Source organism: Sphingopyxis sp., assembly GCF_035998965.1.
Taxonomy (GTDB): domain Bacteria; phylum Pseudomonadota; class Alphaproteobacteria; order Sphingomonadales; family Sphingomonadaceae; genus Sphingopyxis.
This window is the reverse complement of the sequence record NZ_DASYHE010000103.1, coordinates 45382-70269: the sequence shown is the minus strand read 5'-3', so window position 1 is coordinate 70269 and position 24888 is coordinate 45382. Positions and strand designations below refer to the sequence as shown.

The window sequence follows — 24888 nt, the reverse complement described above, 5'->3', positions numbered from 1 at the left end:
ACAGATTGGTCGACCCCCAATTCGTCCCGCCAAAAGCAAAGGGAAGACCATGACTGTCAATATCCGGAACTGGCAGGAATTGAAGAAGCCCAGCAACCTGGAAATCAAGGCTGGCAGCGACGGCAAGCGCAAGGCGACCTTTGTCGCCGAACCGCTCGAGCGCGGCTTTGGCCTGACGCTCGGCAACGCGCTGCGCCGCGTATTGCTCTCGTCGCTTCAGGGTGCGGCGATCACGTCGATCAAGATCGAGAATGTTCTCCACGAATTCTCGAGCCTGACCGGCGTGCGCGAAGATGTCACCGACATCGTCCTCAACGTGAAGCAGATCGCGCTCAAGATGGAAGGCGAAGGTCCGAAGCGGCTCCAGCTTTCGGCCACCGGTCCCGCGACCGTCAAGGCCGGCGACATCATGGTGTCGGGCGACATCAAGGTGATGAACCCGAACCATGTTATCTGTCACCTCGATGACGGTGCGACGCTGAACATGGAACTCGTCGCCGACACCGGCAAGGGCTATGTCCCCGCGACCGCCAACCGTCCGGTCGACGCGCCGATCGGCCTGATCCCGGTCGACTCGCTCTACTCACCGGTGCGCCAGGTCGCCTACAAGGTCGACAATGCCCGCATCGGTCAGGAACTGGACTATGACAAGCTGAACCTGACCGTCGAAACCGACGGCACGATCACCCCGGAAGACGCCGTGGCCTATGCCGCGCGCATCCTTCAGGACCAGCTGCAGGTCTTCGTCCACTTCGAAGAAGCGATGAACGACAGCGGCATGATCGGCATGGCGGCATCGCCGACCACCGCCGACGAAAGCGACGTCAACCAGCTCAACCGCTTCCTGCTCAAGAAGGTCGACGAGCTGGAACTGTCGGTTCGCAGCGCCAACTGCCTGAAGAACGACAACATCATCTATATCGGCGATCTGGTTCAGAAGACCGAAGCGGAAATGCTGCGCACCCCGAACTTCGGCCGCAAATCCTTGAACGAAATCAAGGAAGTGCTGTCGTCGATGGGTCTGCGCCTGGGCATGGATATCCCCGGCTGGCCGCCGGAAAACATCGAAGAGATGGCCAAGAAGCTCGAACAAGAGCTGCTAGGATAAAATCCTCCCCGCTTGCGGGGAGGTGGCAGCCCGAAGGGCTGACGGAGGGGGTTCGCGGCACGACGCAATGTGTCAGGCCGCAGCCCCCCTCCACCACCGCTTCGCGGCGGTCCCCCTCCCCACGTCGTGGGGAGGATCAAACGGGAATGGGTCGGCCCGCACATCGACCTGGCTTGGGGTACCTCATACGGCCCCTCTGACAAACGAAGGACAAGATTATGCGTCATAAATCGGGTGGCCGGAAGCTGCAGCGCACCAGCGCGCACCGCACGGCCCTGTTCCGCAACATGTCGGCGGCGCTCATCAAGCATGAGCAGATCACGACCACCGTCGCCAAGGCGAAGGAACTGCGTCCCTATATCGAAAAGCTGATCACGCTGGCGAAGCGCGGCGGTTTGGCCAATCGTCGCCTCGCGATGAGCCGGTTGATGGACGACACACAGCTGGTCAAGCTGTTCGACGTCCTGGCCGAGCGTTACAAGGACCGCAACGGCGGTTATGCGCGCGTCATCAAGGCCGGGATTCGCGCCAGCGACGCCGCACCGATGGCGATCATCGAACTCGTCGATCGCGATGTTACGGCCAAGGGCCAGGATTCGGGTCCGGTCGAGCAGTATGACGAGGATATGGCGGAAGCCTGAGCCGCGCTGCGAGCGACACAAGATCAAGGGCGGTCTCCGAAAGGAGGCCGCCCTTTCTCGTTTGGGCGGTCGCTTGCGGCGGCGGCGCGCGTTTTGCTCGGTCGCCGGTGTACTCGTACAGATTAGCGCCGCACGCCTTGCCGCGAGTGGTGTATTCTGCGCCGCGTCGCAGGGTGAAAGTCATAACTGTCTGATGCAGGTCCACCAATTTGTTTCGCCAGCCGCTTTGCTGGGTCGGCCATGATCGAACATAGCCGCAATTCTGCGTGGTCCGGCGCCGACGAAATGCGCGGGTTGCCATCGCCGCGGCCTATTGTCACGCCGATGTCGCCCGCGGCAGACAAGGAAAGTCTTGGCGCCCGGCTACGGCGCTTGCGGGTCACGCGCCGACTCAGTCAGGCGGATCTGGCCGCCGCCCTGGATGTCAGCGTGCCGGCCGTTTCCGGGTGGGAGAAAGACCGTTCGCGGCCGCGGCACGACCGCGTCGAAGCGCTCAGTCACGTGCTGGGTGTGTCAACCGCCGAGCTGCTCGGAACCGACACGGGCCGGTTGCCGACTGACATGCTCGCCGAAAACCGCGCCCAGATTGCCCATGTCGTCGGTACGACACCCGACAAGGTCCGCATCATCATCGAATTTTGAAGCCCGGCACCGCGCCGTCGGGCGCCGCGATGGCAGACACAAAAGCTCAGCCGAGCGAGGCCGCAACCTTGGGTTTCCGGCGCTTGGCGCGCATCACGCCGCCGATCGCGCCAAAGCCGAGCAGCAGCATCGCCCAGGTGGCGGGTTCCGGCACCGCCGAGGTCACGGTGGCGCGGATGATCATATCGTCATAATCATTGTCCGCCTTGGTGACCTGGTCGTCATAACCGAAATAGAAAGTCGAAAGGGCGCTGCCACTTTTCTGCTTGTTGCCGAGGAAGATCGCGAAGCCGTCTTGACCGATGGTGGCGGGCTTGCCGCCGATACTCGAAAAATTCAGCAGCCCTGTCAGGCTGCCCGCATTGAAATTGGCACTGCCGATCAGGATCGGCGATCCGAAATTATTCTGAAAAGGGCTCGATTCGCCCTTCATCAGGTTCGGCGCCGACAGGGTAAAAAAGCTGTCGTTAAAGCCGCTTTCCGACCCAAGAAGGTGGAAAGTGATGAGCGAATTTTCGGTGAGGAAGATCGACGCTCCAGTCGTGTCATATTTGGTCAGGCCGAGGCCTGCGAGCTGCGATTTGAAATCGTTGCTGCCTGAAATCGCGGTCTTGTCATCAAAGTTGATGATCGCAGCCGCGTCGGCCGACACGCTTATCGTCAAGCTTGAGAATGCCGCGATGGCGGCCAGCACCGTCTTCATATCCATGTCCCCCAGACAAGCGTCGCATCTGTTCGACACTCCTGCGAGTCGCGTGGTTAGCAGGCCGGTAAGGTGAAATGGAGTCGCGAGTCTTTTGTGTCCCAGCGCGGTACAAATATGTCGTGAAACATGAATCGGAGCGATGATTGGCATAGCCGCGCGCAACAAGACGGAACGCGATGCCGCGTGAGACAGGACATGCGATTGATGGGCCACCGTCGGCGCCGATCATCGCGTGATTGCGGCGCGGCCCGGCCGCATGGAGCAGCCTTGAAATCGCTTGCCCGCGGCTTTTCCATCCTTACATATCGGCGCACGATAATGTCCCCCGGATGATTGAGGATCGCCTTGCCATGTCCCGTAAAGCCCTGTCTGCGCCGCTGGCGCTCGTCGCTCTTGCCATGACCCCGGCCGCAACCCATGCGGCGGAAGCCGCGGCCGCAGCGGCGCCTGCACCGGCGCTGACCTATCCCGATACGCCGCGCGGCGACACGGTCGATCCGCAGTTCGGGGTTGCGGTGGCCGATCCCTATCGCTGGCTGGAGGATGACGTCCGCGTCAATCCCAAGGTCGCCGATTGGGTCGCGGCGCAGAACAAGGTGACCGACGCCTATCTGGCGACGTTGCCCGGTCGCGATACGTTCAAGAAACGGATGACCGAGCTGTATAATTACGAGCGCTTCGGCCTGCCGACCAAGGCGGGGACGCGCTATTTCTATACCCGCAACGACGGGCTCCAGCCGCAATCGGTGCTCTATGTCCGCGAAGGATTGAAGGGCGAAGGCCGGGTGCTGATCGACCCCAATCTGTGGGCAAAGGATGGCGCCACCGCGCTGGCCGAATGGAGCCCATCGGAGGATGGCAAGTATCTGCTCTATTCGGTGCAGGACGGCGGCACCGACTGGCGCATCGTGCGGATCAAGGACGTCGCGACCGGTCAGGATCTGGCTGACGAAGTGCGCTGGGTGAAATTTTCGGCGCTCGACTGGGCCAAGGACGGCAGCGGCTTTTATTATTCGCGCTTCCCCGAACCCGAAGCGGGGGAGGCCTTCCAGTCGCTCAACGAGAACCACGCCGTCTATTTCCACAAGCTCGGCACGCCGCAGTCGGAGGATGTGCTGATCCACGCGACGCCCGACAAGCCCAAGCTCAACAACAGCGCGGTGGTCAGCGATGACGGCAAATATCTGTTGGTGTTCGGGTCCGAAGGCACCGACGCGCGGCTGGGCGTGACGCTGTATCCGATCGGCGCCAAGGGCGTCGGCAAGCCGATCACGCTGGTTGGCGATTTCGCGAACAATTGGGACTATGTGACCAATGAGGGGCCACTGTTCACCTTCATCACCAACAAGGAGGCGCCGCGCGAGCGGCTGGTGTCGATGGACATCCGCAAGCCCGGCAAGCTGACCGAGCTGGTCGCGGAGAGCGAGAATACGTTGGTCGGCGCCTCGCGCGTCGGCAATCGCATCATCCTGTCGTACCTGGGCGATGCGAAATCGCAGGCCGAAATGATCGCGCTCGACGGCAAAAAGGTCGCCGCGATCAAGCTGGCCGACATCGGGTCGGCATCGGGTTTTGGCGGCAAGTCGAGCGATCCCGAAACCTTCTACGCCTTCTCCAGCTATGCGCGGCCAACCACCATCTATCGGCTCGACACCGCGACCGGCAAAAGCGAGATTTTTGCGGAGCCCAAGCTGACCTTCAAGCCCGATGATTTCACCGTCGAGCAGCGTTTCTATAAGTCGAAGGACGGCACCGAGGTGCCGATGTTCGTCGTGATGAAGAAAGGGCTCGACCGCAGCAAGGGGTCGCCGACATTGCTCTATGGCTATGGCGGGTTCAACGTGTCGATGACCCCCGGGTTTTCGCCCACCCGGCTGGCGTGGGTTGATCAGGGCGGGGTGCTGGCCATCGCCAACCTGCGCGGTGGCGGCGAATATGGCAAAGCGTGGCACGACGCCGGGCGGCTGGCCAACAAGCAGAATGTGTTCGACGATTTCATCGGCGCGGCCGAATATCTGATCGCGCAAGGCATCGCGGGCAAGGGCCAGGTCGCGATCGAGGGCGGATCGAACGGCGGCCTGCTGGTCGGAGCAGTCACCAACCAGCGTCCGGACCTGTTCGCCGCGGCGCTGCCCGCGGTGGGGGTGATGGACATGCTGCGCTTCGACCGCTTTACGGCGGGGCGTTACTGGGTCGATGATTATGGCTATCCGTCGAAAGAGGCCGATTTCAAGAACCTGCTCGCCTATTCGCCCTATCATAATATCAAGGCGGGCGCCGCCTATCCCGCGGTGCTGGTGACGACCGCCGACACCGACGACCGCGTCGTGCCGGGGCATAGCTTCAAATATACCGCGCAGCTGCAACATGCGAAGGCAGGCGACAAGCCGCACCTGATCCGAGTGGAAACGCGCGCCGGTCACGGCAGCGGCAAACCGACCGACAAGATCATCGCCGAGGCCGCCGACAAATATGCGTTCGCGGCGAAGTGGACGGGGCTGGCGGTCGAATAATGTCCTATGCGCTCGCCTTTACCGCGACCGATCCCGCCGAATTATGGGCTGAGGCAGGCGATGCTGCCGCGGCGCTGGTCGCGGGCGAGCGCGACGGCATCGCCAATATGGCGAATGTCGCGGCGCTGATCTGGCAGGCGATCCCCGATTTGAACTGGGCGGGCTTCTATCGCTTTGACGGGCAGGAGCTGGTGCTCGGGCCGTTTCAGGGCAAGGCAGCGTGCATCCGCATCCCGCTCGACAAGGGGGTGTGCGGTGCCGCGGCGCGGCTGCGCGCCACGCAGCGCGTCGACGACGTCCATGCTTTTCCCGGCCATATCGCGTGCGACGCCGACAGCCGCAGCGAGCTGGTGGTGCCGGTGATCGTCGGCGACCGGCTGGTTGGCGTGCTCGACCTCGACAGCCCGCTGCCGGGGCGGTTTTCGGCGGCGGATCAGGCGGGGGCGGAGGCGCTCGTGGCGCGGATTGCCGGGGCGTTGGCGTAACACACCGTCCGCCGACAACTCCCACATCTGGCCCAAAACGGGACGCAATCGTCACGGTTAACGGATTCGCGAAAAGCCGCCGATTTTGCTAACAATCTGTTAACCAATCGGTTCGGGCCGAGGGAACAGGGAGTTAGTCATGCGCACGTTCGTCTTGTTGGGGGTGGCCGCAGGGTCGTTGTTGCTGGCGGGCCGTGCCCATGCCGAAGCGCCGATGATCGATGCGGACGCTGCGACCGACCTGGTGAGCGGCGTGTCGTACCAGCATGACTCGCGCCCGGCGCTGGACTATGGCGCGCCCGCCGATGCCGACGTGCGCGTCTATACAGGCCATGCCGACCGCATCCCGAGCGAAGTCGAATATCGCCGCGTGTCGGGTTACGACGCCGAGGGGCGCTGGACCGGCACCTGGAACGGCACCTATGAAACGCCCGACGGTCGCCGCTACGAAGGCCGCTACGAAGGCTCGGTCGATGGCCATGGCGCGGGGTATCCGCCGCCGCCCCATCATTATTATTATGGCGGCGGGTACGACCCGCGGCACGACGCAGAGATGGAACGCCGCTGTGGCCGGGGGGACACGGTGGGCGGCGCGGTTGTCGGCGGAGTCGTGGGGGGCGTCTTCGGCAACCGCATCGCCGGCAAGGGCAACCGCACCGAAGGCACGATCATCGGCGGCGCGCTGGGCGCGGTCGCGGGCGGCGCGATCGGCGATGCGTCGGACAAGAAGAAATGCGAAGCCTGGTGGTCGAGCCGCGGTTCGCATCACAGCAGCAGCACCACATACCATCATGGCGGCTATGGTTACGGCTACGGCTATTACACCCCCGGCGTCGTGGTCACGACGATCATCACGGGCGGCGCGCCGGTCGTGACCGAAACGGTCGAGACAACGACCAAGACCTATTATGACAAGGCGCCGGTTCGGAAGCGCTATGTCGCCAAGAAAAAGTGGACGCCGAAACCCAAGGCCAAGCCGCGCTGCGTCTGCTGATGACCCGCAAGGTCTGGTCACCTTGGGTTTGAAGGCCCGCCATCCAAGCGATGGCGGGCCTTTTCCATTTCGGGACTCGTCCCATCGCGCGGGAACAACGGTTCAGCGGCGCGAAAGCATCGGCGGCCTAGACCGGCGGCATTCCGGGCCGGACCCTCTTTTGCCGACCCTTGGGGAGGAACCCTTGATGCGTAAATTCACCTGCCTTGCCGCTGCGGCCGCTGTCGTCGTCACCTCGGTCGGGATCAGCGCCGTGCCTGCCGAAGCGCGGTCGCGCCATGGCGGCTGGGGTTATCGTCATCACGACCGGGTGAGCACCGGCGACGTGCTCGGCGGCCTGCTGATCATCGGCACCATCGCCGCGATCGCCAGCGCCGCAAGCAAGGACCGGCGCGCGCGTGCGCCCGACTATCGTTACGAGCCGCCGTATCGCGATAATCAGCGTTACGACGAGCGCGAGCGCGACTATGTGCCGCCGGTCGAAGACCCTGCGGACGACAGCGACGCCCGTGCTTATGGCACCGGCGACGTCCAGAGCCGCGCCGCCGACGCATGTAGCTGGGCGGTCGAGGCCGAAATGGGCGACGATGCGCGCGTCGATCGCATCGACGGCACCGAAGCCAATAACGGCGGCTGGTACGTCACCGGCACCGCGTCACGGCTGGGCGGCGAAATCCGCAGTTTCGGGTGCAGTTACCGCAACGGCCGCGTCGTCGACGTCAATTTCGGCTGACCTGATCGATCCTCCCTGTCGCGCAGCGATGGGGAGGTGGCAGCGCGAAGCGCTGACGGAGGGGCCTTGACCCCGCCGTCGCAAAGCCCCTCCACCATCCCCGCCGTCGCGGGGACCGTCCCGCTGGCGCTGCGCGCCGTCTACGACTCCCCCATCGCTGCGCGACGGGGAGGATTTTTATGAACGCCAGCAAAACCAAGGCTGAACGCCAGATAAGCGACAGGTTCAGCACCGTGTCACCCGCGAATCGGTAGAACCGCTTCAACAGGCTGCAACGCTGCCGCCTGCGCCTGAAGGAGACCGAACCATGGCTATCAAGACCAACCTGACCAAGGCCGCAATTGGTGCGGCCACCGCTGGCGCAATGCTGATGAGCGCCGCACCCGCCGCTGCCCGCGACCGCTATGACCGCGACGGCATCAGCGCGGGCGAAGTGATCGCCGGAGCTGTCGTGCTCGGCGGCCTCGCCGCAATCCTGTCGAGCGGCAACAACGACCGTTATGATCGTTACGACGACCGCTATCGCGGTCGCTACAACGATCCGCGCTACGGCTATGGTTATGATTACAACCGCTATGGCAACAGCCGCAGCGCCGTGAACCAGTGCGTCGGCGCGGTTGAACGCGGCAGCCGCCGTTATGGCAACACCGACGTTACCCAGGTGACGAGCATCGATCGCAAGCGCGACGGGTATAAGGTGAAAGGCCGCGTCGTCGTCCGCGACGGTTACGGCGGTCGCTGGGGCCGTGGTGGTTACTACGATCAGGGCAAGTTCACCTGCGACATCCGTTATGGCCGCGTGCAGGATATCCGTTTCTCCGGCCTGCGCTAACAGCGAAGCCCCTCCCCCAACGGGGAGGGGCTTTTCTTTATGCCTGCAACCCCGCATGAAGCGGGGATGATCAAACTCAGCCTGCTCGCCGCCCTGCTCCTTGCCGCGCCCATGGCGGCGCAGGCACAGGACGCCACCCCCGCCGCCGACCCCGCACGACTGAAAGCCGATGTCGAAAAGCTGGTGTCTTTCGGCACCCGGCATACTTTGTCGTCGGCGACCGATCGCAAACGCGGGATCGGCGCCGCGCGCAATTGGGGCGCCGCCGAATTCGGCCGTATTTCGAAGGCTTGCGGCGGCTGCCTGACCGTCGAACGCATCGCCGATCGCTTTGACGGGCCGCGCGCGCCGGACGGCGTGATCGTCGAAAATGTCCTGGCGATCCAAAAGGGCACGGGCGATCCGGCGCATGTCATCATCATTGCGGGGCATATCGATAGCCGCGTGACCGACGTGATGAACTTCACCGCCGACGCCCCCGGCGCCAACGACAATGCGTCGGGCACCGCGCTGGTGATCGAGGCAGCGCGGTTGCTGTCAAAACAAAAGCATCGCGCGACGATCGTCTATGCCCTGCTGTCGGGCGAGGAGCAGGGTCTGTGGGGCGGGCGGTTGCTCGCGCGCCATGCGAAGGAAAAGAATTGGCCGGTCGCGGCGGTGCTGAACAACGACATTGTCGGCGGCATCAAAGGAACCGACGGCGCCATCGTCGACAACCGGGTGCGCGTGTTCAGCGAGGGCATCCGCGCGTCGGAGGATCTGGCAGCGCAGCTGGCGCGGCGCGGCATCGGCGGTGAGGACGACGGCCCGTCGCGCGCGCTGGCCAAGGCGGCGATCCGCGCCGGAGAACAAAGCCCTACAATCGGACTCGAAGTGCTGGCGGTGCGACGCCCCGACCGTTTCCGCCGCGGCGGCGATCATCTGCCGTTGCTCGAGCTCGGCTATCCGGCGATCCGCTTTACGGTCGGGATCGAGGATTATGATCATCAGCATCAGGACCTGCGCACCGACAATGGTCGCAAATATGGCGATACGGTCGACGAGATGGATTTCACCTATCTGGCGCGCGTCACCGCGCTGAACGTCGTGCTGGCCAGCGAACTTGCCGCCGCGCCGCCTGCGCCCGCCAGTGTCAGCATCGACGGCGCGGTCAGTTCGAACACCACGGTCAAATGGACGCCGGTGAAGGACGCCGCGGCCTATCGCATCCTGTGGCGCCGAAGCGATGCGCGCGACTGGACCGACAGCCGCCAGGTCGCGGGCGATGCGGCGACCGAGCTGGTGCTGCCCGGCGTCATCATCGACGATAATTTCTTTGGTGTTTCAGCACTTTCAAGCGATGGCAGCGAGAGTATCGTGACGTTCGGCGGGCTGCCCCCCGCGCAATAATTACCGAACACGCTATACGAAAATTTACCTTCCGCTGTTACCGCAAAGCTGGGACCATGAATCTCGGCCAACGTGGGGGTTGGGCGACAGCGATGGGTCGCGCCATGTCAATTCCCGAGGCTCCCCCAGCCTCAGCACCGCCAGACGAAAAGCGCCAGCCGCGGCAGTCGCGCCTGGTCAAGGCCGCGCTTGCGTGCAAGCGACTGGGCCAGTTCGACGTGACCATCCGCAATGTCTCGCTGACGGGCGTCGGCGGCCAGGGACCGCATGTGCTGCAAATCGGCGAGCGCATCACCATTTTCCTGTCGGGCCATGAAGCGATGCTGGGCACGGTGCGCTGGGTCGCGGGGAACCGATTCGGGATCGAAACCGACAAGCCGGTCGAAACGTCGCGCCTGCGCGCGGCGAGTAGCGATCAACTGGTCACCGCCGACAGCAAGGCCGATTTTCAGATCGTCCCCGCGCCGCGTATTTCGACCTGGCGCCCCGGCCTGTCGCGCGCAACCAGCCTGCCCGGGCATTATGGGGTCAAGCGTTAGGGTCGGTTTAAGGTGGGGGGCTGATCTTTAAACTCGTCATGCTGAACTTGTTTCAGCATCCATGGCCTGAGCTCGAATTTGGCGCGGCGCCGAAGGAAACCACAGACCATGGATCCTGAAACAAGTTCAGGATGACGATGCCATATTTGTCCGCTTTTCGGCCGCTTCCAATCATTGCATGCCAATGGCGATGGCTCGCCCCGAAACCCCAAAGGAAAACCGGCGCGGTTTGCTCCGCGCCGGTTTCCCTCGGTTAACTCTTGACGAGAAGCGAAGCGTCAGGCGACGCGGCGCACCTCATTGCCCTCATCATCGATGTCGCGCAGGACATAGCCGCGGCCCCAGACCGTCTCGATATAGTTTTCGCCCTCGCACGCCAGCGCCAGTTTCTTGCGCAGCTTGCAGATAAAGACGTCGATGATTTTGAGTTCGGGTTCGTCCATGCCGCCATAAAGGTGGTTCAGGAACATTTCCTTGGTCAGCGTCGTGCCCTTGCGCAGCGAAAGCAGCTCAAGCATCTGATATTCCTTGCCGGTCAGATGCACGCGGGTGGTGTCGACCTCGACCGTCTTGGTGTCCAGATTGACTGCCAGCTTGCCCGTCTTGATGACGCTCTGGCTGTGGCCCTTCGACCGGCGGACGACCGCATGGATGCGGGCGACCAGTTCGTCGCGGTGGAACGGCTTGGTGACATAATCGTCGGCACCAAAGCCGAACGAGCGCACTTTGCTGTCCATTTCGGAAATGCCCGACAGGATCAGCACCGGCGTCTGCACCTTCGCAGTGCGGAGCTTTTTCAGCACGTCATAGCCGTGCATGTCGGGCAGGTTCAGGTCGAGCAGGATGATATCGTAATCATAGAGCTTACCCAGATCCAAGCCTTCTTCCCCCAGATCGGTGGTATAGACGTTGAAGCCTTCGGTCGTGAGCATCGTGTCGATCGCCTTGGCGGTCGTCGGCTCGTCCTCGATCAGCAATACACGCATTGGGCACCCCTTGATTGTTTCCCACGACAGCCCTGCTTTTCCGATCACCTGGCTATCGTGCGATGCCACCGACCGACCCCTGTTGCGGACTGCCGGAACATTAACCACGAAACTAATGAAGGGAAAAGGTTAATTTTGATTTAACCCGCGGAATCCGGCGAGTCGCGGCCAATGCACGACCGCTTCAGTGTCTCGACCAGATGGTCGGCGAGCGCGCGCACGCGCGCCGGGCGCAGCCGCGATGGCGGCGACAGCAGGTGCAGATAGGCCTGCGGAATCGACCAGTCGGTCAGGATGCGAACCAGTGCGCCCGACGCCAGCGCCTCCTCGGCGATGAAGTCGGGCAGCACCGCGATGCCGCCGCCGGCGATCAGCAGCGGGATCATGATATCGCCATTGTTGGTGAACAAAGGCCCGGTCGGGATCACCGTCGCCTCCTCGCCATCGCGGTGGAAGCGCAGCGGCAGGGTGCGTTCGCGGTGACCATAGCCGATCAGTCGATGCGAGCCGAGATCGAGCGGGTGGCGGGGGGTACCGCGCTGGTCCAGATAGGCGGGGCTGGCTATGACCGACGCGGCGACCGGCGCAATGGTCCGCGCGAGCAGGCTCGAATCTTCCATGCTCGCGATGCGCAGGCTGAGGTCGATGCCCTCGGCAATCAGGTCGTGGCGCGCATCGCTCAGCATGACTTCGATCTCGACCGCCGGGTGCATGGCAAGAAACGCCGCGAGCGGCGCTCCGAGCACCTTGATCCCGAAGCTCATCGGCGCGGCGAGACGGATCGGTCCCGCCAGATCGACGCGATCGCCGCGCGCCGCCTCGGTCGCCGCGGTCGCGGCCGCGACCATCGCCTGCGCCTCGCCAAGCAATCCCGCGCCGGCGGTGGAGACGGTGACCGTGCGCGAGCTGCGATGGAGCAACGCAATGCCGAGCGATGTTTCGAGACGCGTCACCGCCTTCGACACGCTCGCCTTCGACATGCCCAGCGATGCGGCGGCGGCGGTAAAGCTGCCGCTGTCGGCAACCGCGGCGAAACAGGCCCAGCCTTCGTAATCGGGTAGCGACATCTGATCCTCCTTTTCACTCCCCTTCAGGGGAGGGCAGCGAGACTTGGCAGCTTGGCTGCCTAGTCGCAGCGGGCGGGGTCTATCGGCCTTGCGCTACACCGACAGACCCCACCCCAACCCCTCCCCTGAAGGGGAGGGGCTTTCCTATCACATTCAAATTGGAAACAATAGATTTCTATCTACGCTATTTCAGAAACGATCTCCATCGCTATCTTGTCCTCAACACCGCAGCATCGCCGGGCATCCCGCCAAGGCGCGGCGCGACAGAAAGGACAAGGCCATGATCGACATTCGCAAATTCGACACGCTGGGCCACGCCAACCACGGCTGGCTCGACGCCCGTCATCACTTTTCCTTCGCCAACTATTACGACGAAGGCCGGATGGGCTGGGGCGCGCTGCGCGTCTGGAACGACGACGCCATTGCGGCGCAGTCGGGCTTCCCCCCGCATCCGCACCGCGACATGGAAATCATCACCTATGTTCGCACCGGCGCGATCACCCACCGCGACAGCATGGGCAACACCGGTCGCACCGCGGCAGGCGATGTCCAGGTGATGAGCGCAGGCACCGGGGTGACCCACAGCGAGTTCAACCTGGAAGACGAGGAAACCACGCTGTTCCAGATTTGGATCATGCCCGATCAGGCGGGCGGCAACCCCGGCTGGGGCGCGCGGCAGTTCCCCAAGAATGACCGGTCGGGCCAGTTCGTAACCTTGGCCAGCGGCATCGACGGCGACGCCGACGCGCTGCCGATCCGTGCGAATGCCCGGGTGGCGGCGGCAACGGTGAACGCGGGCGAGAGCGTCTCCTACGACCTCGATGCCGGACGCCACGCCTATCTGGTGGCTGCCAAGGGCCGCATCCGCGTCAACGGCACCGACGCCGATCCCCGCGACGGCATCGCGCTGCGCGATGTCGGGACGATCACTGTCGAGGCCATCGACGACGCCGAGCTGGTGCTCGTCGACAGCCTCTGACGACACCCCTTGGGCCGCCGCCTTGTCCCCTCCCTTGAGGCGGCGGCCCACCCAGGTGCCGCGAGTTTCCCCCGGCTCGCGGCACCTCCCCTCCCTTCTGCTTCCGATTCAAATCAAAGAAGTCATCTCATGTCGCATATTCTTCGCATCGACGCCTCGGCCCGCCACAGCGGTTCGACCACCCGCCAGCTTGCCGACCAGCTCGTCGCGCGCCTGGTCGAACAGGGTTATGGCAGCGCGGTCACCCGCCGCGACCTGGCGCTCACCCCGCCCGCACTGCTGACCGAAAGCTGGGTTGGCGCCAACTTCACCGACGATGCCGATCGCAGCGACGACCAGCGCGCGGTGCTCGCCCATTCGGACGAACTGATCGCCGAACTTGAAGCCGCCGACACGATCGTCATCGGCGTCCCGGTGTATAATTTCGCGATCCCCGCGGCGCTCAAGGCCTGGATCGACCAGATCGCCCGCGCCCGCCGCACCTTCCGCTACACCGAAACCGGTCCCGAAGGACTGCTGACGGGCAAAAAGGCCTATCGGTCGTCGCATCGGGCGGCGTGCCGGTCGGCAGCGCCACTGATTTCGCCACCGGCTATCTGCGCCACGTCCTCGGCTTCGTCGGGATCACCGACGTCACCGTGATCGAAGCGGGGCAGCAGATGATGGACGGCGAAGCGGTGAACCGCGCGACGGCGGCTATCGAAGAATTGAGGCAGGCCGCCTGAGTAAGAATCCTCCCTGTGGCGAAGCCATGGGGAGGTGGCAGCGCGAAGCGCTGACGGAGGGGCTTTGGCGCAACGGCGCTGCCCCTCCACCATCGCCTGCGGCGACAGTCCCCCTCCCCATCGCTGCGCGACAGGGAGGATTATTCATTATCGTCATCCCGGCGAAGGCCGGGATCTCACCCTCTCGGATTTACGCACCGGCGAGATCCCGGCCTTCGCCGGAATGACGAACAAGAAAGGGCAGCTCCCCACCCCAAACCGCCCCTCCCTCCTCCGTCCCACCAACCTTTCCGCTTTCGGCTGCCCTCGGCTCCGCCTATAGCGCGCCATGCTCCTTTCAGACCGTGTCCTTTTCCTCGATGGCGAGGCTCTTGTGATCGACAAGCCCGCTGGCCTGCCCGTCGACGCCCCGCGCGACGGCAGCATCAGCCTTGAGAATCATCTCGACCTGCTCAAGTTCGGGTTCAAGCGCTGGCCGCTCGCGGTCCACCGGCTCGACCGTGACACGTCGGGCTGTCTGCTGCTGGCGCGCAATCCCAAGGCGCATGGGCGGTTCACCCGCGCGTTCGAGGATCGCGAGGTCGAGAAGCAATATCTGGCGATCGTCGATGGCGTGCCCGACGCCGACAGCGGTACAATCAACCTGCCGCTGAGCAAGGTGTCGACCGCCGAGGAGGGCTGGCGGATGGTCGGCGACCCAAAAGGCAAGCCGTCGATTTCGCATTGGGAAAAGCTGGCCGTCGTCGATGGTCGCAGCCTCCTGCGCTTTCGTCCCGAAACCGGCCGCACCCATCAGATCCGCGTCCATGCGCTCGAAGGATTGGGCTTCGCGCTGGTCGGCGATCCGGTTTACGGGCGCGGCGGCACCAAAACCCGCACCCTGCTCCACGCCGAACGGCTGGTTGTAAAACGTGACGTCAAGCCGTCCATAATTGCCGAAGCGCCCTTCCCCGATAGCTTCATCGCGCTGGGCTTCACCGCGCCGGAGGGAGCGGAACCAACGCGTGGCTGACATTCCGGAAAGCGCGATTTCGGAGAAGTTTCTCGCCGGCACCGGTCCCGGCGGGCAGAATGTCAACAAGGTCGCGACCGCGTGCCAGCTGCGCGTCAACGTCTATGCGTTGGGACTCGACCCCGAAGCGTTCAAGCGCTTGAAAACGCTGGCGGGCAGCCGGATGACGACCGATGGCGAGCTGATCATCCTCGCTCGCCGGTACCGTACCCAGGAAGGCAACCGCGCCGATGCGCGCGAGCGGCTGTCGGCGCTGATCGATGCCGCGCTGGTGCGCCCCGAACGCCGGATCAAGACCAAACCGAGCAAGGCCGCCAAAGCGCGCCGAGTCGATAGCAAGAAGGCGCGCAGCAGCGTCAAAGCCGGGCGCGGACGGGTGCGCGGGACCGACTGAAACCCCTGCGATGACAAGTCTTTACCGTCTCGACGCCCCCGCCGCAGCGATCGCCGCGACGTTTGATGCCGAGGCGGGCGACGACCCATGGAGCGGCGATTACGTCGCCCCCGGACGCCCCGCGCCGGTGATCGTCAGCGACGGTCGCGGCGGCGCGCGCCGCTTTCTGCGCCCCAAGCTGTGGGGCGTGCCGCCCCCGCCGCGCGGCGATCGACCGGTCACGCACGTGCGCAACCTGCAAAGTCCATTCTGGATCGGCACGCTGCGCCACGCCGAGCTGCGCTGCCTGATCCCCGCCACCGCCTTTGCCGAGTGGTCGGGGCTGGAGGGGGCGCGCCGCCAACACTGGTTTTCGGTGCCGTCGCTGCCGATCTTCGCCTTTGCCGGAATCCACCGTCAGGGCGAGGACTGGCCCTGTTTTGCGATGCTTGCCACCGACCCCAACCGGCTGGGCGGTCGCTATCAGCCACATGCGATGCCGGTGATCCTGCACCCCGACCAACATGCGATTTGGCTGAGCGGCGAATGGCGCGACGCGGTGGCGCTCGCGACCCCGTTTCCTGGCCAATTGATGGCGGTCAGCGAGGCACCAACGATGTAGGCAGAATTCACCATGTCTCTTCATGTTGAGGTAACCACTGGCGGGCTAAAAGCCCCGAAATGAAGAGATAAATCTGGGGCCAGAACATTGTTGGGCAATCGCATCATCGAAACCAAACGACCCGCCGTCACCGGCCGCCGCGCCGAGCGCGCTCCCGTCAAAGGCCGTGCGCGCTATCGCGAGCCGGGGCTGAATCCGTTCGACGTCGAATTGTTCGACCTGTCATCGACCGGTTTTCGCATGGTCACCTTTTTCCGGCCGCAGATCGGCAAGCATATCTGGGTGAACCTGCCCGGGCTGCAACCGCTGGAAGCCGTGGTCCGCCGCGCCGACGGCAATAATTACGGGTGCGAGTTCGTCCACCCGCTGCACCCGTCGGTGGCGAAGCATTTGCAGGTGCAGCTGCGTCAGGGTTGAAAGATCCTCCCTGTGGCGAAGCCATGGGGAGGTGGCAGCGCGAAGCGCTGACGGAGGGGCAATAGCGCCACCGCCGTAAAACCCCTCCACCATCCGCTGCGCGGACGGTCCCCCTCCCCATCGCTGCGCGACAGGGAGGATTTTTAGCTCAGCCCCCCGCCGTCTCCGATTTCTGCAAAATATGCTTCCACTCGTCGGGCGTCACGCGCCCGACCGACAGCCGCGACTGGCGGATCAAATCCATGTCGGCGAGTTTCGGATCGGCCTTGATCGCCGCCAGCGTCACCGGATGCTTCAGCGCCCGAACCGGTTCGACGCGTACCACGACCCACGGCGATCCTTCGTCGGCAGTCGGGTCGGGGAAGGCGGTTTCGGTGATGCGCATGATCCCGACGCATTCCTTGCCGATATTGCTGTGATAAAACAGCGCCTCGTCCCCGACCCGCATCGCTTTCAGATTGAGCTTCGCGGTATGATTGCGCACCCCGTCCCAGATGCCGGTGCCTTCGCGCACCAGCTGCTCCCACGGATAGGCGTCGGGTTCGGATTTCATCAGCCAATATTGCTTGCTCATGCGCGCTCTTCTTAAGCCCCTCCCCTTCAGGGGAGGGGTTGGGGTGGGGTTTCGCGTCGTAGAGCAAGGCCGATAGACCCCACCCCGCTGCGACTAGCGAACAAGTTCGCAAGTCTCGCCGCCCCTCCCCTGAAGGAGAGGGGTTTGATCCTTACGCATCGATCTGTACGCATCGCCGCCTCACTTGAAAAGAGCGAGCCTCTTTCCCTGCCCCGCCGACGCCCCTACATGCGGGAACAGAGTCGCGGCCGCCCAAGCGCCGCCCCAAATTGGATGATGCTATGACCGCCGCTGTTCCCACCATTTCGATGTCGCTTCCAGCCGACCAGTTCGCCAAGGACTTTGGCGCCTCGTTCGAACGCTTCGGCTTTGCGATGATCACCGATCATGGCATCGACCCGGCGCTGATCGACGATGCCTGGGCAAAGGCGAAGGATTTCTTCGCGCTGCCCGAAGAGGTGAAACGCGCCTATCACATCCCCGGTAGCGGCGGCGCGCGCGGTTACACCCCGTTCGGCACCGAGATCGCCAAGGGCGCCAAGGAAGTCGACCTCAAGGAATTCTGGCACGTCGGCCGCGACCTGCCCGCCGGTCACCGCCTCGCCGCGCAGCAGCCGAACAATGTCTGGCCCGCCGAAGTCGACGGCTTCCGCGCCGTCTATGACAAATTGTTCGCCGAATTCGACCGCGTCGGCGGCCAATTGCTGTCCGGCATTGCCCGCTACCTGGGCCTTGCACCCGATTTCTTCGAAGACACGGTGCTCGACGGCAACAGCGTGATGCGCCTGCTCCACTATCCCCCCGTCGAAGCCCCCGCCAAAGGCATCCGCGCGGAGGCGCATGAGGACATCAATACGATCACGCTGCTGCTCGGCGCCGAAGAGGCGGGCCTCGAAATCCTCGACAAGGACGGCAGTTGGCTCCCGGTCAGCCCGCCGCCGGGGGCTATGGCGGTCAATGTCGGCGACATGCTGCAACGGCTGACCAACAACAAGCTCCCCTCGACCACCCACCGCGTCCGCAACCCCGATGCGGGCCGCGCGAGTGTCGCGCGCTACTCGATGCCCTTCTTCCTGCACTTCCGCTCGGATTACCTGATCGAGACGCTAGAGAGCTGCATTGATGATGCGCATCCGAACCTGTATCCGACGCCGATAACCGCCGACGACTATCTGCAACAGCGGCTGCGCGAAATCGGGTTGAAGAAATAGGCCGATTTACCGATCTTCGTTGCGCAGCGTCGGAGACTGACCCGTCAAACCCTACCGCAGCGTGGCGCGAGACAGGTTGGCAACCGCCGCAATCGCGAGCACCACTGCGGCCGCCAGAGCCAGCAAAGCCGTCGATGACGGCTGGTTTTGCAACAGCGCCTTATACGGCAGAACCCATGGGAACCAATCGGCCTTGCCCGTATTGGTCATCGCGACCGCGATGGCGACCATCGTCCCGGTGATCCCGACCGCCAAGGGAATAACGAAGTTCGCAAATCGGAACGCCGCCCACATCTGGATCACCACCAAGGGCGCCGAGGCCGCCAGGATCATGATCGTCTTGTCGAACAGCGGCGCGGTGGGGAAGGCATCGGGAGGAACATTGCCGCTGAGTGCGATCCCGCCCATCGCGCCAATCGCCGTCAGCGCCAGCATCACGACCATCATCCCCACCGCACCCGAGATGCCGACGAACATCTTGGCGAAGAAGATCGAATATTTGTGGACCGGAAGCGCGAACATGCTTTCCCAGCCATTGGCGCGATATTCGACCTGACCGAGCAGGGTCGCAAAGGCGGTCACCGCCATCGGCATCAGGAAGGTCACCCATATCGGCAGCGCGAACTGGAAATAGATCATCGGCCAGCTCATCAACCGATTTGACGAAGAAATCGCCAGCAAGGCCATGATCGCCGGAAGCGCGGGCGCCAGAATGGCAAGCAGGATCGCCAGAGACCCACTGAGTTTGCGATATTCGACGCCTATATGGCGAATCACATGACGGCTCCTGCAACATCTTCGGTGCGGAGCGCCACGCCCTGATAAATATCCTCCAGACTTTTCGGGCGCGCGAAAATCGCACTGACCCCAAAATCCGCCTCGACCAGCAGCCGGTTGATCCGCGCCCTTCGTTCCGTACAGCCCGCCAAATCGCCGCCCGCGACAATGAGCCGTTCGTCAGTCATTTCGGCTTGGAAACCGTGGCGGTCGAGCAGCAGCGCTGCACCAGGCACGTCCGTCGTCTCGATGACGATATCGCGATTCCCGCTCAGCAAGGTCGCCAGATTTCCGTCTGCCACGATCCGGCCGTGACGAACGATGGCGACCTGATCGGCGACATGTTCGACCTCGCTCAACAGGTGGCTCGATAAGATCACCGTGCCGCCGATCCTTTGCGGCAGATCCGCGATCAAGGTCCTGATTTCGGCGATACCGTCCGGGTCGAGGCCATTTGTCGGCTCATCCAGAATGAGCAGCCGGGGCTTTCCGAGCAGTGCCTTGGCCAGCCCCAGCCGTTGTCGCATGCCAAGCGAGTAGGTGCGCACAAGTTGCGCCGACGCGCCCTGCATGCCCGCAATATCCAATGCTTCGTCAACCGCGGCATCGGGCAAGCGCATCATCGTTGCGTGAAGCTGGAGGTTCACGCGCCCCGACAAATTGCCATAAAGCGCTGGCGCTTCGATGAAGGATCCCACGCCCCGCAAAGCCGCACGCCGGTTCCGCCCGATGTCATGACCGAATAGCCTGACCGTTCCCCGATCAGCGTGAAGCAGACCGAGCATGAGGCGCAGGAAGGTTGTCTTGCCTGCACCATTCGGCCCCAGAAGTCCGAACACACTGTGCTGGGCAATGACGAGGGAAATTCTGTCGATGATGGTCCGGCCTGACATGGCCTTTGTCAGATCATCAATTTCGACGGCGTGCATGCCTATTGCCCTTCGCGCGGACGCCTGGAAGCGGTTTGAACGTTGTGATGGTGGTCCTGTCGAGTGCAGCCGCTCGATTGGCAACTGACCCGAGGAACCGGTACATTCGGTGGCGAAGGCGCGATCAGCCAGCGATTGAGGCGCCCCCCTCCCAATAATCAAACACCCCCTGCTGCTGCTCGCGAATGAACCGGGCGGCCGCGGCGCCTTCCCATGGCCCGTCATACCCCAGCAGCAGCGCGGTGCCGCCGACCCACCAGCCCTGCCCCGGCAACCGGTCACTTTCGCGCACCACCAGCACCGCCAGATCGGGTTCGCCGTCGAGCGCGCACAGCCGGTCGACTTCGGCCAAGGTCTTGCACAGCGCGCGCATCTTGGGCCGGGTGAAGCGGAAGCCCAGGTCGCCGAGCAGTTCGGAATAGCTGACCGCGCGGCCTTCGCGCGCGGCTTCGGTCAATATCGCGCGGATGCGCGGGGCGTCGCCGAGGGCGCTGGCGTCGGCGGCCAGCGCCTCGCCGCCTAAATCCCCGTCTTTGGCGGCCATGGGATGAAACCGGAAGTGCGCGCGACATAGGCGGCATAGTCGGGCCGCGTCTTGTGCAGCCCCTTTTCGAGCAGCGCCTTGCCCGACCATTTTGTCAGGGTGAAGGTCAGGAAGATCGGCCCGATCACGCTGGCCAGCGCGACCCACGGCCCGATGTCGGCGGCGATCAGCCACAGCCCCCACCAGGTCAGCGCGTCACCGAAATAATTGGGATGGCGGGTGTAGCGCCACAGCCCGGTGTCGAGCACCTGCCCCTTGTTTGCGGGGTTCTTGCGAAACGCGTCGAGCTGCGCATCGCCGATCGTCTCGAACGCGATGCCGATCAGCGCCGCCACCACGCCGATGATCGCGAAGATGCCGACGCCGTCCGCCGCCGCGTCGCCGCTGGCCCAGATGCCGATCTGCGCCGGCAGGCAGGTGATGAACAGCAAGGGCGCCTGCGTCAGGAACACGGTGAGCAGCGCCGTCTTGCCCCAGCTCCATTTCTTCGTTTCCATCGTCCGCGACAGGATCTTGGCATAGCGCGGGTCTTCGCCATGCTTGACCCAGCGCAGCCCCAAATGGATCGCGAGCCGCAGCCCCCACAGGCTGGTCAGCCCGAGCAGCAATTTGGCGTGCAGCGCATCAAATCCAGCCTGCCACGCCGCGCCCCATGCGAGCAGCACCATGCCGAACGCCCAAAAGGCGTCGATGAACGACACGTCGCGGATCGCCACCGAGATCGCCCACAGGATCAGGATCACCCCCAGCAATCCGATGAAATTGAGCGCCAGCAGCATCAGCAGGTCGGTCATGCGCGCATCTCCATCTCGTCCGGGCCGTCGTCGCCGACAATATCGTCGATCGAGCGCACCGCGCGATCGGGAATTTTGGGGATGCAGGTGCGATAGACTTCGAGCACCTTCATCATGTCGGCGCGAAAATCGCCGCTCGGCCAGATCAGCGGGCCAAGCCCACCGGTCTTGGTCCCATAATCCATGAAGCCGACGACCATCGGCACCTTGGCCGCCAGCGCGATCTGGTAAAATCCGGTGCGCCATTTCGCGGTCTTGCCGCGCGTCCCCTCGGGCGCGACGGTCAGCATGAATTCGGTGCGGCGCGCGAACTCGGCCACCATTTGCTCGACGACATTGCCGCCGCCGCGGCGATCGACCGGCACCCCGCCCATCTTGCGGATGAAGCCGCCGAGCGGCCAGCGGAACAGCGACAGCTTGGCCATAAAATAGGGACGAATTTTCAGATCGGCGGTCAGGCCAAGGAAATTGACGAAGTCCCAATTGCTGGTGTGGGGCGCCGCGATCAGGATGAAGCGTCGCGGTTCGGGCACCGCCCCGACCGCTTTCCAGCCGCGCAAACGGTATAATGCCAGCAACAATCGGCGCACCGCCCGCGCCACCCATCCCGGCGGCTGATCGTCTATCCGCGTCACATACTCTCCTCTGCCCACCGCACGGCTTGCGCGAAAGATCGGGGGTTCGCAAGGGGGCGCGATCACGGCGGGTGGCGGCCGGTGCTTTCTACTGAGTTTTACGAGCAATCGAGCAGAGGCGATCGATGACAATGCGGGCGCCGCGGCTTTATCCGTGCTGCCCTTTACCAGCATCATAATATTCCTGCCTGCCGTGCGCAAAAGCCGCGGCGCTTGTCGTGGCGATTTTTCACGAGCGGATGGCTTTGCGATCGCCCTTTGCCTTGGCGCGCCAGCCTTGCTATCGCGCCGCGACCATGGCGACCACCACCGACGATCCCGACAATCCAGAACCCGTCCCCGGCATGACCGACACGCCGTTCGGCAGTGCGCTGTCCGAACGCTATCTGGTCTATGCGCTGTCGACGATCACCGCGCGGTCGCTGCCTGATCTGCGCGACGGGTTGAAGCCGGTTCACCGCCGCCTGCTGTGGGCGATGCGCGCGATGCGGCTTGATCCATCGCAGGGCTACAAGAAATCGGCGCGCGTCGTCGGCGATGTGATCGGTAAGTTCCACCCGCATGGCGATGTTGCGGTCTATGACGCGATGGTCCGCCTCGCGCAGGATTTCTCGCTGCGTTACCCGCTCGTCGACGGCCAGGGCAATTTCGGCAATATCGACGGCGATAATGCCGCCGCCTATCGCTATACCGAAGCGCGGTTAACGCGCGTCGCGGTCGACCTGATGCAGGGTCTCGACGAAGGCACCGTCGATTTCAAGCCGACCTATAATGGTGAGGATGAAGAGCCCGAAATCATGCCGGGGCTGTTCCCCAACCTGCTCGCCAATGGCGCGAGCGGGATCGCGGTCGGCATGGCGACGAACATCCCGCCGCACAACGCCGCCGAGGTCATCGGCGCCGCGCTGCTCCTGATCGAAAAGCCACAGGCAGAGCTGTCCGAACTGCTCGATCATGTCAAAGGTCCCGATTTTCCGACCGGCGGCATCGTCGTCGATAGCGCCGAGACGATCGCCCACGCCTATGCCACTGGCCGCGGCGGTTTCCGCGTCCGCGCGCGCTTTTCGACCGGCAAGGCGGACGGCACGTGGGAAGAGAGCGGGATCGAGAAGCTGCCCGGCGGCACCTGGCAATTGGTGATCAGCGAGATCCCCTATGGCGTCGCCAAGGGCAAGCTGATCGAACAGATCGCGCAGCTGATCGCCGACAAGAAATTGCCGATCCTGGAGGATGTCCGTGACGAGAGCGCCGAAGATCTGCGCATCGTCATCGAACCCAAGAGCCGCAACGTCGATCCCGACATATTGAAGGAAAGCCTGTACCGGCTGACCGACCTGGAAAGCCGTTTCGCGCTCAACCTGAATGTCCTCGACGCGACGCGGACGCCGAAGGTGATGGGGCTGCACCAGCTGCTCACCGAATGGCTCCAGCACCAGATCGTCGTGCTGGTCCGCCGCGCTCAGCACCGCATCGCCAAGATCGACGACCGGCTGGAGCTGGTCGCGGGCTATATCATCGCCTTCCTCAACCTCGACCGGATCATCGAGATCATCCGTACCGAGGACGAGCCCAAGCCGGTGATGATTGCAGAATTCATCCTGACCGACCGGCAGGCCGAGGCAATCCTGAACATGCGGCTGCGGTCTTTGCGCAAGCTGGAGGAGATGGAGCTGAAACGCGAGCAAGCCGACCTGACCGCCGAGCGCGAGGAGCTGGTCAAGCTGGTCGAAAGCCCGCAGCGCCAGCGCACCCGGCTGCGCAAGGATCTGGAAAAGCTGCGCGCGGTTTACGGGCTCGACACATTGCTCGGCGCGCGGCGGACGACGATCGCCGAAGCCGCCCCGGCGCGCGATATTCCGCTTGATGCGATGATCGAGAAGGAGCCGGTGACGGTGATCCTGTCGAAGCGCGGCTGGATCCGCGCGCAGCGCGGCCATGTCGCGGCCGACCAATGGGCCGAATTCAAGTTCAAGGAAGGCGACGAGCTGCTGTTCGCAGCGCACGCGCAGACCACCGACAAGCTGCTGATCGCGGCCAGCGACGGCCGTTTCTTCACCATCGGCGCCGACAAGCTGCCCGGCGGGCGCGGGTTCGGCGAGCCGCTGCGGCTGATGGTCGATATCGACCCCGAGGCGAAGATCGTCGCGATGATCCCGGCGAGCGCCGACGGGCGCCTGCTGCTCGCCTCGACCAGCGGTCATGGCTTTATCGCGCAGATGGGCGAGGTCGTCGCCGAAACGCGCAAGGGGCGCAACGTCGTCAACCTCAAAAGCGGCGCCCAGCTGGCGATCGTCCGCCCCATCGGAGCGGGGGACGACAGCATCGCGGTGGTCGGCGAGAATCGCAAGCTGGTCGTCTTCCCGATTGCCGAAGTGCCGGTGATGGCGCGCGGCCAAGGGGTCATGCTGCAACGCTATCGCGACGGCGGCCTGTCCGACGCGGTCAGCTTTGTCTTTACCGACGGGTTAAGCTGGGCGATGGGCGGCGATACCGGGCGGACGCGGACCGAAACCGACCTGGCGCCGTGGCGTGTCGCGCGCGGCGCCGCCGGACGGATGCCGCCAACCGGCTTTCCGCGCAACAATCGCTTCGGCTGACCGCATTTTCCCTTTGCCGTAAATCGCTTCTTTACTTCCCCGCCCCTAGGCCATGGCCAATGGG

26 protein-coding genes and 1 pseudogene are annotated in these 24888 nt (G+C 63.9%); 18 read left to right on the top strand and 9 right to left on the bottom strand.

Annotation, left to right across the window (positions count from 1 at the left end):
- Nucleotides 1–49: 49 nt before the first annotated feature.
- The 3 genes from VGN68_RS20365 to VGN68_RS20355 all read left to right on the top strand — a co-directional run bounded on the left by VGN68_RS20365 (nt 50) and on the right by VGN68_RS20355 (nt 2391).
- A complete protein-coding gene (locus tag VGN68_RS20365) occupies nt 50–1108 on the top strand; it encodes a DNA-directed RNA polymerase subunit alpha (protein ID WP_327479538.1) in 1059 nt (352 codons plus the stop codon).
- 218 nt (nt 1109–1326) lie between these two features.
- On the top strand, nt 1327–1749 hold the full coding sequence (gene rplQ, locus VGN68_RS20360) for a 50S ribosomal protein L17 (protein WP_293697751.1): 423 nt from the start codon (nt 1327–1329) through the stop codon (nt 1747–1749).
- A gap of 240 nt (nt 1750–1989) precedes the next feature.
- Complete coding sequence (locus tag VGN68_RS20355; RefSeq protein WP_327479536.1) at nt 1990–2391, top strand: helix-turn-helix transcriptional regulator; 402 nt, start codon at nt 1990–1992, stop codon at nt 2389–2391.
- Between the two features lie 46 nt (nt 2392–2437).
- Here VGN68_RS20355 and VGN68_RS20350 read toward each other — a convergent pair whose 3' ends face one another.
- A complete protein-coding gene (locus tag VGN68_RS20350; protein ID WP_327479534.1) occupies nt 2438–3094 on the bottom strand; it encodes a PEPxxWA-CTERM sorting domain-containing protein in 657 nt (218 codons plus the stop codon).
- A gap of 353 nt (nt 3095–3447) precedes the next feature.
- Between VGN68_RS20350 and VGN68_RS20345 the strand changes: the two genes are divergently transcribed.
- The 7 genes from VGN68_RS20345 (at nt 3448) to VGN68_RS20315 (ending at nt 10582) form a co-directional block, all read left to right on the top strand.
- The gene (locus VGN68_RS20345; RefSeq protein WP_327479532.1) at nt 3448–5610 is read left to right on the top strand and encodes a prolyl oligopeptidase family serine peptidase; all 2163 of its coding nucleotides are present in this window, start codon (nt 3448–3450) and stop codon (nt 5608–5610) included.
- Nucleotides 5610–6095 (top strand): GAF domain-containing protein, encoded by a 486-nt coding sequence (locus tag VGN68_RS20340; RefSeq protein ID WP_327479531.1) that lies wholly within the window; start codon nt 5610–5612, stop codon nt 6093–6095. Before VGN68_RS20345 ends, VGN68_RS20340 begins: the two co-directional genes overlap by 1 nt.
- A gap of 139 nt (nt 6096–6234) precedes the next feature.
- Nucleotides 6235–7089 (top strand): glycine zipper 2TM domain-containing protein, encoded by an 855-nt coding sequence (locus tag VGN68_RS20335; RefSeq protein ID WP_327479530.1) that lies wholly within the window; start codon nt 6235–6237, stop codon nt 7087–7089.
- Between the two features lie 187 nt (nt 7090–7276).
- Nucleotides 7277–7822, top strand: coding sequence for a hypothetical protein (locus tag VGN68_RS20330; protein WP_327479528.1), 546 nt, complete (start codon nt 7277–7279; stop codon nt 7820–7822).
- A gap of 307 nt (nt 7823–8129) precedes the next feature.
- The gene (locus VGN68_RS20325; protein ID WP_293697765.1) at nt 8130–8654 is read left to right on the top strand and encodes a hypothetical protein; all 525 of its coding nucleotides are present in this window, start codon (nt 8130–8132) and stop codon (nt 8652–8654) included.
- A gap of 66 nt (nt 8655–8720) precedes the next feature.
- Entirely contained in the window at nt 8721–10043 is a 1323-nt protein-coding gene (locus VGN68_RS20320) for a M28 family peptidase (RefSeq protein WP_327479525.1), read from the top strand.
- Between the two features lie 104 nt (nt 10044–10147).
- Nucleotides 10148–10582 carry a PilZ domain-containing protein gene (locus VGN68_RS20315; RefSeq protein ID WP_327479523.1) on the top strand — a complete coding sequence of 145 codons (435 nt, stop codon included), beginning with the start codon at nt 10148–10150 and terminating at the stop codon, nt 10580–10582.
- A gap of 278 nt (nt 10583–10860) precedes the next feature.
- Here VGN68_RS20315 and ctrA read toward each other — a convergent pair whose 3' ends face one another.
- Together ctrA and VGN68_RS20305 are read right to left on the bottom strand one after the other, a co-directional pair.
- Nucleotides 10861–11568, bottom strand: a complete 708-nt coding sequence (gene ctrA / locus VGN68_RS20310; RefSeq protein ID WP_088443381.1) for a response regulator transcription factor CtrA — start codon at nt 11566–11568, stop codon at nt 10861–10863.
- A 140-nt stretch (nt 11569–11708) separates the two neighbouring features.
- Complete coding sequence (locus VGN68_RS20305) at nt 11709–12635, bottom strand: LysR family transcriptional regulator (RefSeq protein WP_327479520.1); 927 nt, start codon at nt 12633–12635, stop codon at nt 11709–11711.
- A 280-nt stretch (nt 12636–12915) separates the two neighbouring features.
- Here VGN68_RS20305 and VGN68_RS20300 point away from each other — a divergent pair, with 280 nt between their 5' ends.
- From VGN68_RS20300 to VGN68_RS20270, 6 genes and pseudogenes are all read left to right on the top strand, one after another.
- Nucleotides 12916–13614 carry a pirin family protein gene (locus tag VGN68_RS20300; protein ID WP_327479518.1) on the top strand — a complete coding sequence of 233 codons (699 nt, stop codon included), beginning with the start codon at nt 12916–12918 and terminating at the stop codon, nt 13612–13614.
- Between the two features lie 129 nt (nt 13615–13743).
- A pseudogene (locus VGN68_RS20565) lies at nt 13744–14339 on the top strand (FMN-dependent NADH-azoreductase).
- A 328-nt stretch (nt 14340–14667) separates the two neighbouring features.
- Nucleotides 14668–15351: an RNA pseudouridine synthase gene (locus VGN68_RS20285; RefSeq protein ID WP_327479514.1), complete on the top strand. Its 684-nt coding sequence runs from the start codon at nt 14668–14670 to the stop codon at nt 15349–15351.
- Nucleotides 15344–15745 carry an alternative ribosome rescue aminoacyl-tRNA hydrolase ArfB gene (arfB, locus tag VGN68_RS20280; protein WP_327479512.1) on the top strand — a complete coding sequence of 134 codons (402 nt, stop codon included), beginning with the start codon at nt 15344–15346 and terminating at the stop codon, nt 15743–15745. The genes VGN68_RS20285 and arfB overlap by 8 nt, the downstream gene beginning before the upstream one ends.
- 10 nt (nt 15746–15755) lie before the next feature.
- Entirely contained in the window at nt 15756–16346 is a 591-nt protein-coding gene (locus VGN68_RS20275) for an SOS response-associated peptidase family protein (protein WP_327479510.1), read from the top strand.
- A gap of 87 nt (nt 16347–16433) precedes the next feature.
- Nucleotides 16434–16763 carry a PilZ domain-containing protein gene (locus VGN68_RS20270; protein WP_293697790.1) on the top strand — a complete coding sequence of 110 codons (330 nt, stop codon included), beginning with the start codon at nt 16434–16436 and terminating at the stop codon, nt 16761–16763.
- 148 nt (nt 16764–16911) lie between these two features.
- Here the strand turns inward: VGN68_RS20270 and VGN68_RS20265 are convergent, their stop codons facing one another.
- On the bottom strand, nt 16912–17337 hold the full coding sequence (locus VGN68_RS20265) for an EVE domain-containing protein (RefSeq protein WP_327479505.1): 426 nt from the start codon (nt 17335–17337) through the stop codon (nt 16912–16914).
- A gap of 281 nt (nt 17338–17618) precedes the next feature.
- Here VGN68_RS20265 and VGN68_RS20260 point away from each other — a divergent pair, with 281 nt between their 5' ends.
- Nucleotides 17619–18548, top strand: a complete 930-nt coding sequence (locus VGN68_RS20260; RefSeq protein ID WP_327479503.1) for an isopenicillin N synthase family dioxygenase — start codon at nt 17619–17621, stop codon at nt 18546–18548.
- A gap of 51 nt (nt 18549–18599) precedes the next feature.
- On the opposite strand, the gene VGN68_RS20255 is transcribed toward VGN68_RS20260, so the two are convergent.
- From VGN68_RS20255 to VGN68_RS20235, 5 genes are read right to left on the bottom strand one after another with little or no spacing between them, the layout of a single operon-like run.
- Nucleotides 18600–19325, bottom strand: coding sequence for an ABC transporter permease (locus VGN68_RS20255; protein WP_327479501.1), 726 nt, complete (start codon nt 19323–19325; stop codon nt 18600–18602).
- The gene (locus VGN68_RS20250) at nt 19322–20338 is read right to left on the bottom strand and encodes an ABC transporter ATP-binding protein (protein ID WP_327479499.1); all 1017 of its coding nucleotides are present in this window, start codon (nt 20336–20338) and stop codon (nt 19322–19324) included. The genes VGN68_RS20255 and VGN68_RS20250 overlap by 4 nt, the downstream gene beginning before the upstream one ends.
- Before the next feature lie 40 nt (nt 20339–20378).
- Nucleotides 20379–20798, bottom strand: coding sequence for a ribose-phosphate pyrophosphokinase (locus VGN68_RS20245; protein WP_327479497.1), 420 nt, complete (start codon nt 20796–20798; stop codon nt 20379–20381).
- A complete protein-coding gene (locus tag VGN68_RS20240) occupies nt 20774–21592 on the bottom strand; it encodes a DUF1295 domain-containing protein (RefSeq protein ID WP_327479495.1) in 819 nt (272 codons plus the stop codon). Before VGN68_RS20240 ends, VGN68_RS20245 begins: the two co-directional genes overlap by 25 nt.
- Nucleotides 21589–22227, bottom strand: coding sequence for a lysophospholipid acyltransferase family protein (locus VGN68_RS20235; RefSeq protein ID WP_327479493.1), 639 nt, complete (start codon nt 22225–22227; stop codon nt 21589–21591). The genes VGN68_RS20240 and VGN68_RS20235 overlap by 4 nt, the downstream gene beginning before the upstream one ends.
- A gap of 296 nt (nt 22228–22523) precedes the next feature.
- Here VGN68_RS20235 and parC point away from each other — a divergent pair, with 296 nt between their 5' ends.
- Complete coding sequence (gene parC, locus VGN68_RS20230) at nt 22524–24824, top strand: DNA topoisomerase IV subunit A (protein ID WP_327479540.1); 2301 nt, start codon at nt 22524–22526, stop codon at nt 24822–24824.
- Nucleotides 24825–24888: the final 64 nt, after the last annotated feature.

Coding starts and splice junctions, on each gene's coding strand:
- rplQ (WP_293697751.1), top strand. CDS start 1,327: ATGCGTCATAAATCGGGTGGCCGGAAGCTGCAGCGCACCAGCGCGCAC.
- VGN68_RS20365 (WP_327479538.1), top strand. CDS start 50: ATGACTGTCAATATCCGGAACTGGCAGGAATTGAAGAAGCCCAGCAAC.
- VGN68_RS20260 (WP_327479503.1), top strand. CDS start 17,619: ATGACCGCCGCTGTTCCCACCATTTCGATGTCGCTTCCAGCCGACCAG.
- VGN68_RS20320 (WP_327479525.1), top strand. CDS start 8,721: ATGATCAAACTCAGCCTGCTCGCCGCCCTGCTCCTTGCCGCGCCCATG.
- VGN68_RS20325 (WP_293697765.1), top strand. CDS start 8,130: ATGGCTATCAAGACCAACCTGACCAAGGCCGCAATTGGTGCGGCCACC.
- VGN68_RS20330 (WP_327479528.1), top strand. CDS start 7,277: ATGCGTAAATTCACCTGCCTTGCCGCTGCGGCCGCTGTCGTCGTCACC.
- VGN68_RS20305 (WP_327479520.1), bottom strand. CDS start 12,635: ATGTCGCTACCCGATTACGAAGGCTGGGCCTGTTTCGCCGCGGTTGCC.
- VGN68_RS20300 (WP_327479518.1), top strand. CDS start 12,916: ATGATCGACATTCGCAAATTCGACACGCTGGGCCACGCCAACCACGGC.
- ctrA (WP_088443381.1), bottom strand. CDS start 11,568: ATGCGTGTATTGCTGATCGAGGACGAGCCGACGACCGCCAAGGCGATC.
- VGN68_RS20285 (WP_327479514.1), top strand. CDS start 14,668: ATGCTCCTTTCAGACCGTGTCCTTTTCCTCGATGGCGAGGCTCTTGTG.
- VGN68_RS20340 (WP_327479531.1), top strand. CDS start 5,610: ATGTCCTATGCGCTCGCCTTTACCGCGACCGATCCCGCCGAATTATGG.
- VGN68_RS20315 (WP_327479523.1), top strand. CDS start 10,148: ATGTCAATTCCCGAGGCTCCCCCAGCCTCAGCACCGCCAGACGAAAAG.
- VGN68_RS20265 (WP_327479505.1), bottom strand. CDS start 17,337: ATGAGCAAGCAATATTGGCTGATGAAATCCGAACCCGACGCCTATCCG.
- VGN68_RS20335 (WP_327479530.1), top strand. CDS start 6,235: ATGCGCACGTTCGTCTTGTTGGGGGTGGCCGCAGGGTCGTTGTTGCTG.
- VGN68_RS20345 (WP_327479532.1), top strand. CDS start 3,448: ATGTCCCGTAAAGCCCTGTCTGCGCCGCTGGCGCTCGTCGCTCTTGCC.
- parC (WP_327479540.1), top strand. CDS start 22,524: ATGGCGACCACCACCGACGATCCCGACAATCCAGAACCCGTCCCCGGC.
- VGN68_RS20275 (WP_327479510.1), top strand. CDS start 15,756: ATGACAAGTCTTTACCGTCTCGACGCCCCCGCCGCAGCGATCGCCGCG.
- VGN68_RS20355 (WP_327479536.1), top strand. CDS start 1,990: ATGATCGAACATAGCCGCAATTCTGCGTGGTCCGGCGCCGACGAAATG.
- VGN68_RS20245 (WP_327479497.1), bottom strand. CDS start 20,798: ATGGCCGCCAAAGACGGGGATTTAGGCGGCGAGGCGCTGGCCGCCGAC.
- VGN68_RS20240 (WP_327479495.1), bottom strand. CDS start 21,592: ATGACCGACCTGCTGATGCTGCTGGCGCTCAATTTCATCGGATTGCTG.
- VGN68_RS20350 (WP_327479534.1), bottom strand. CDS start 3,094: ATGAAGACGGTGCTGGCCGCCATCGCGGCATTCTCAAGCTTGACGATA.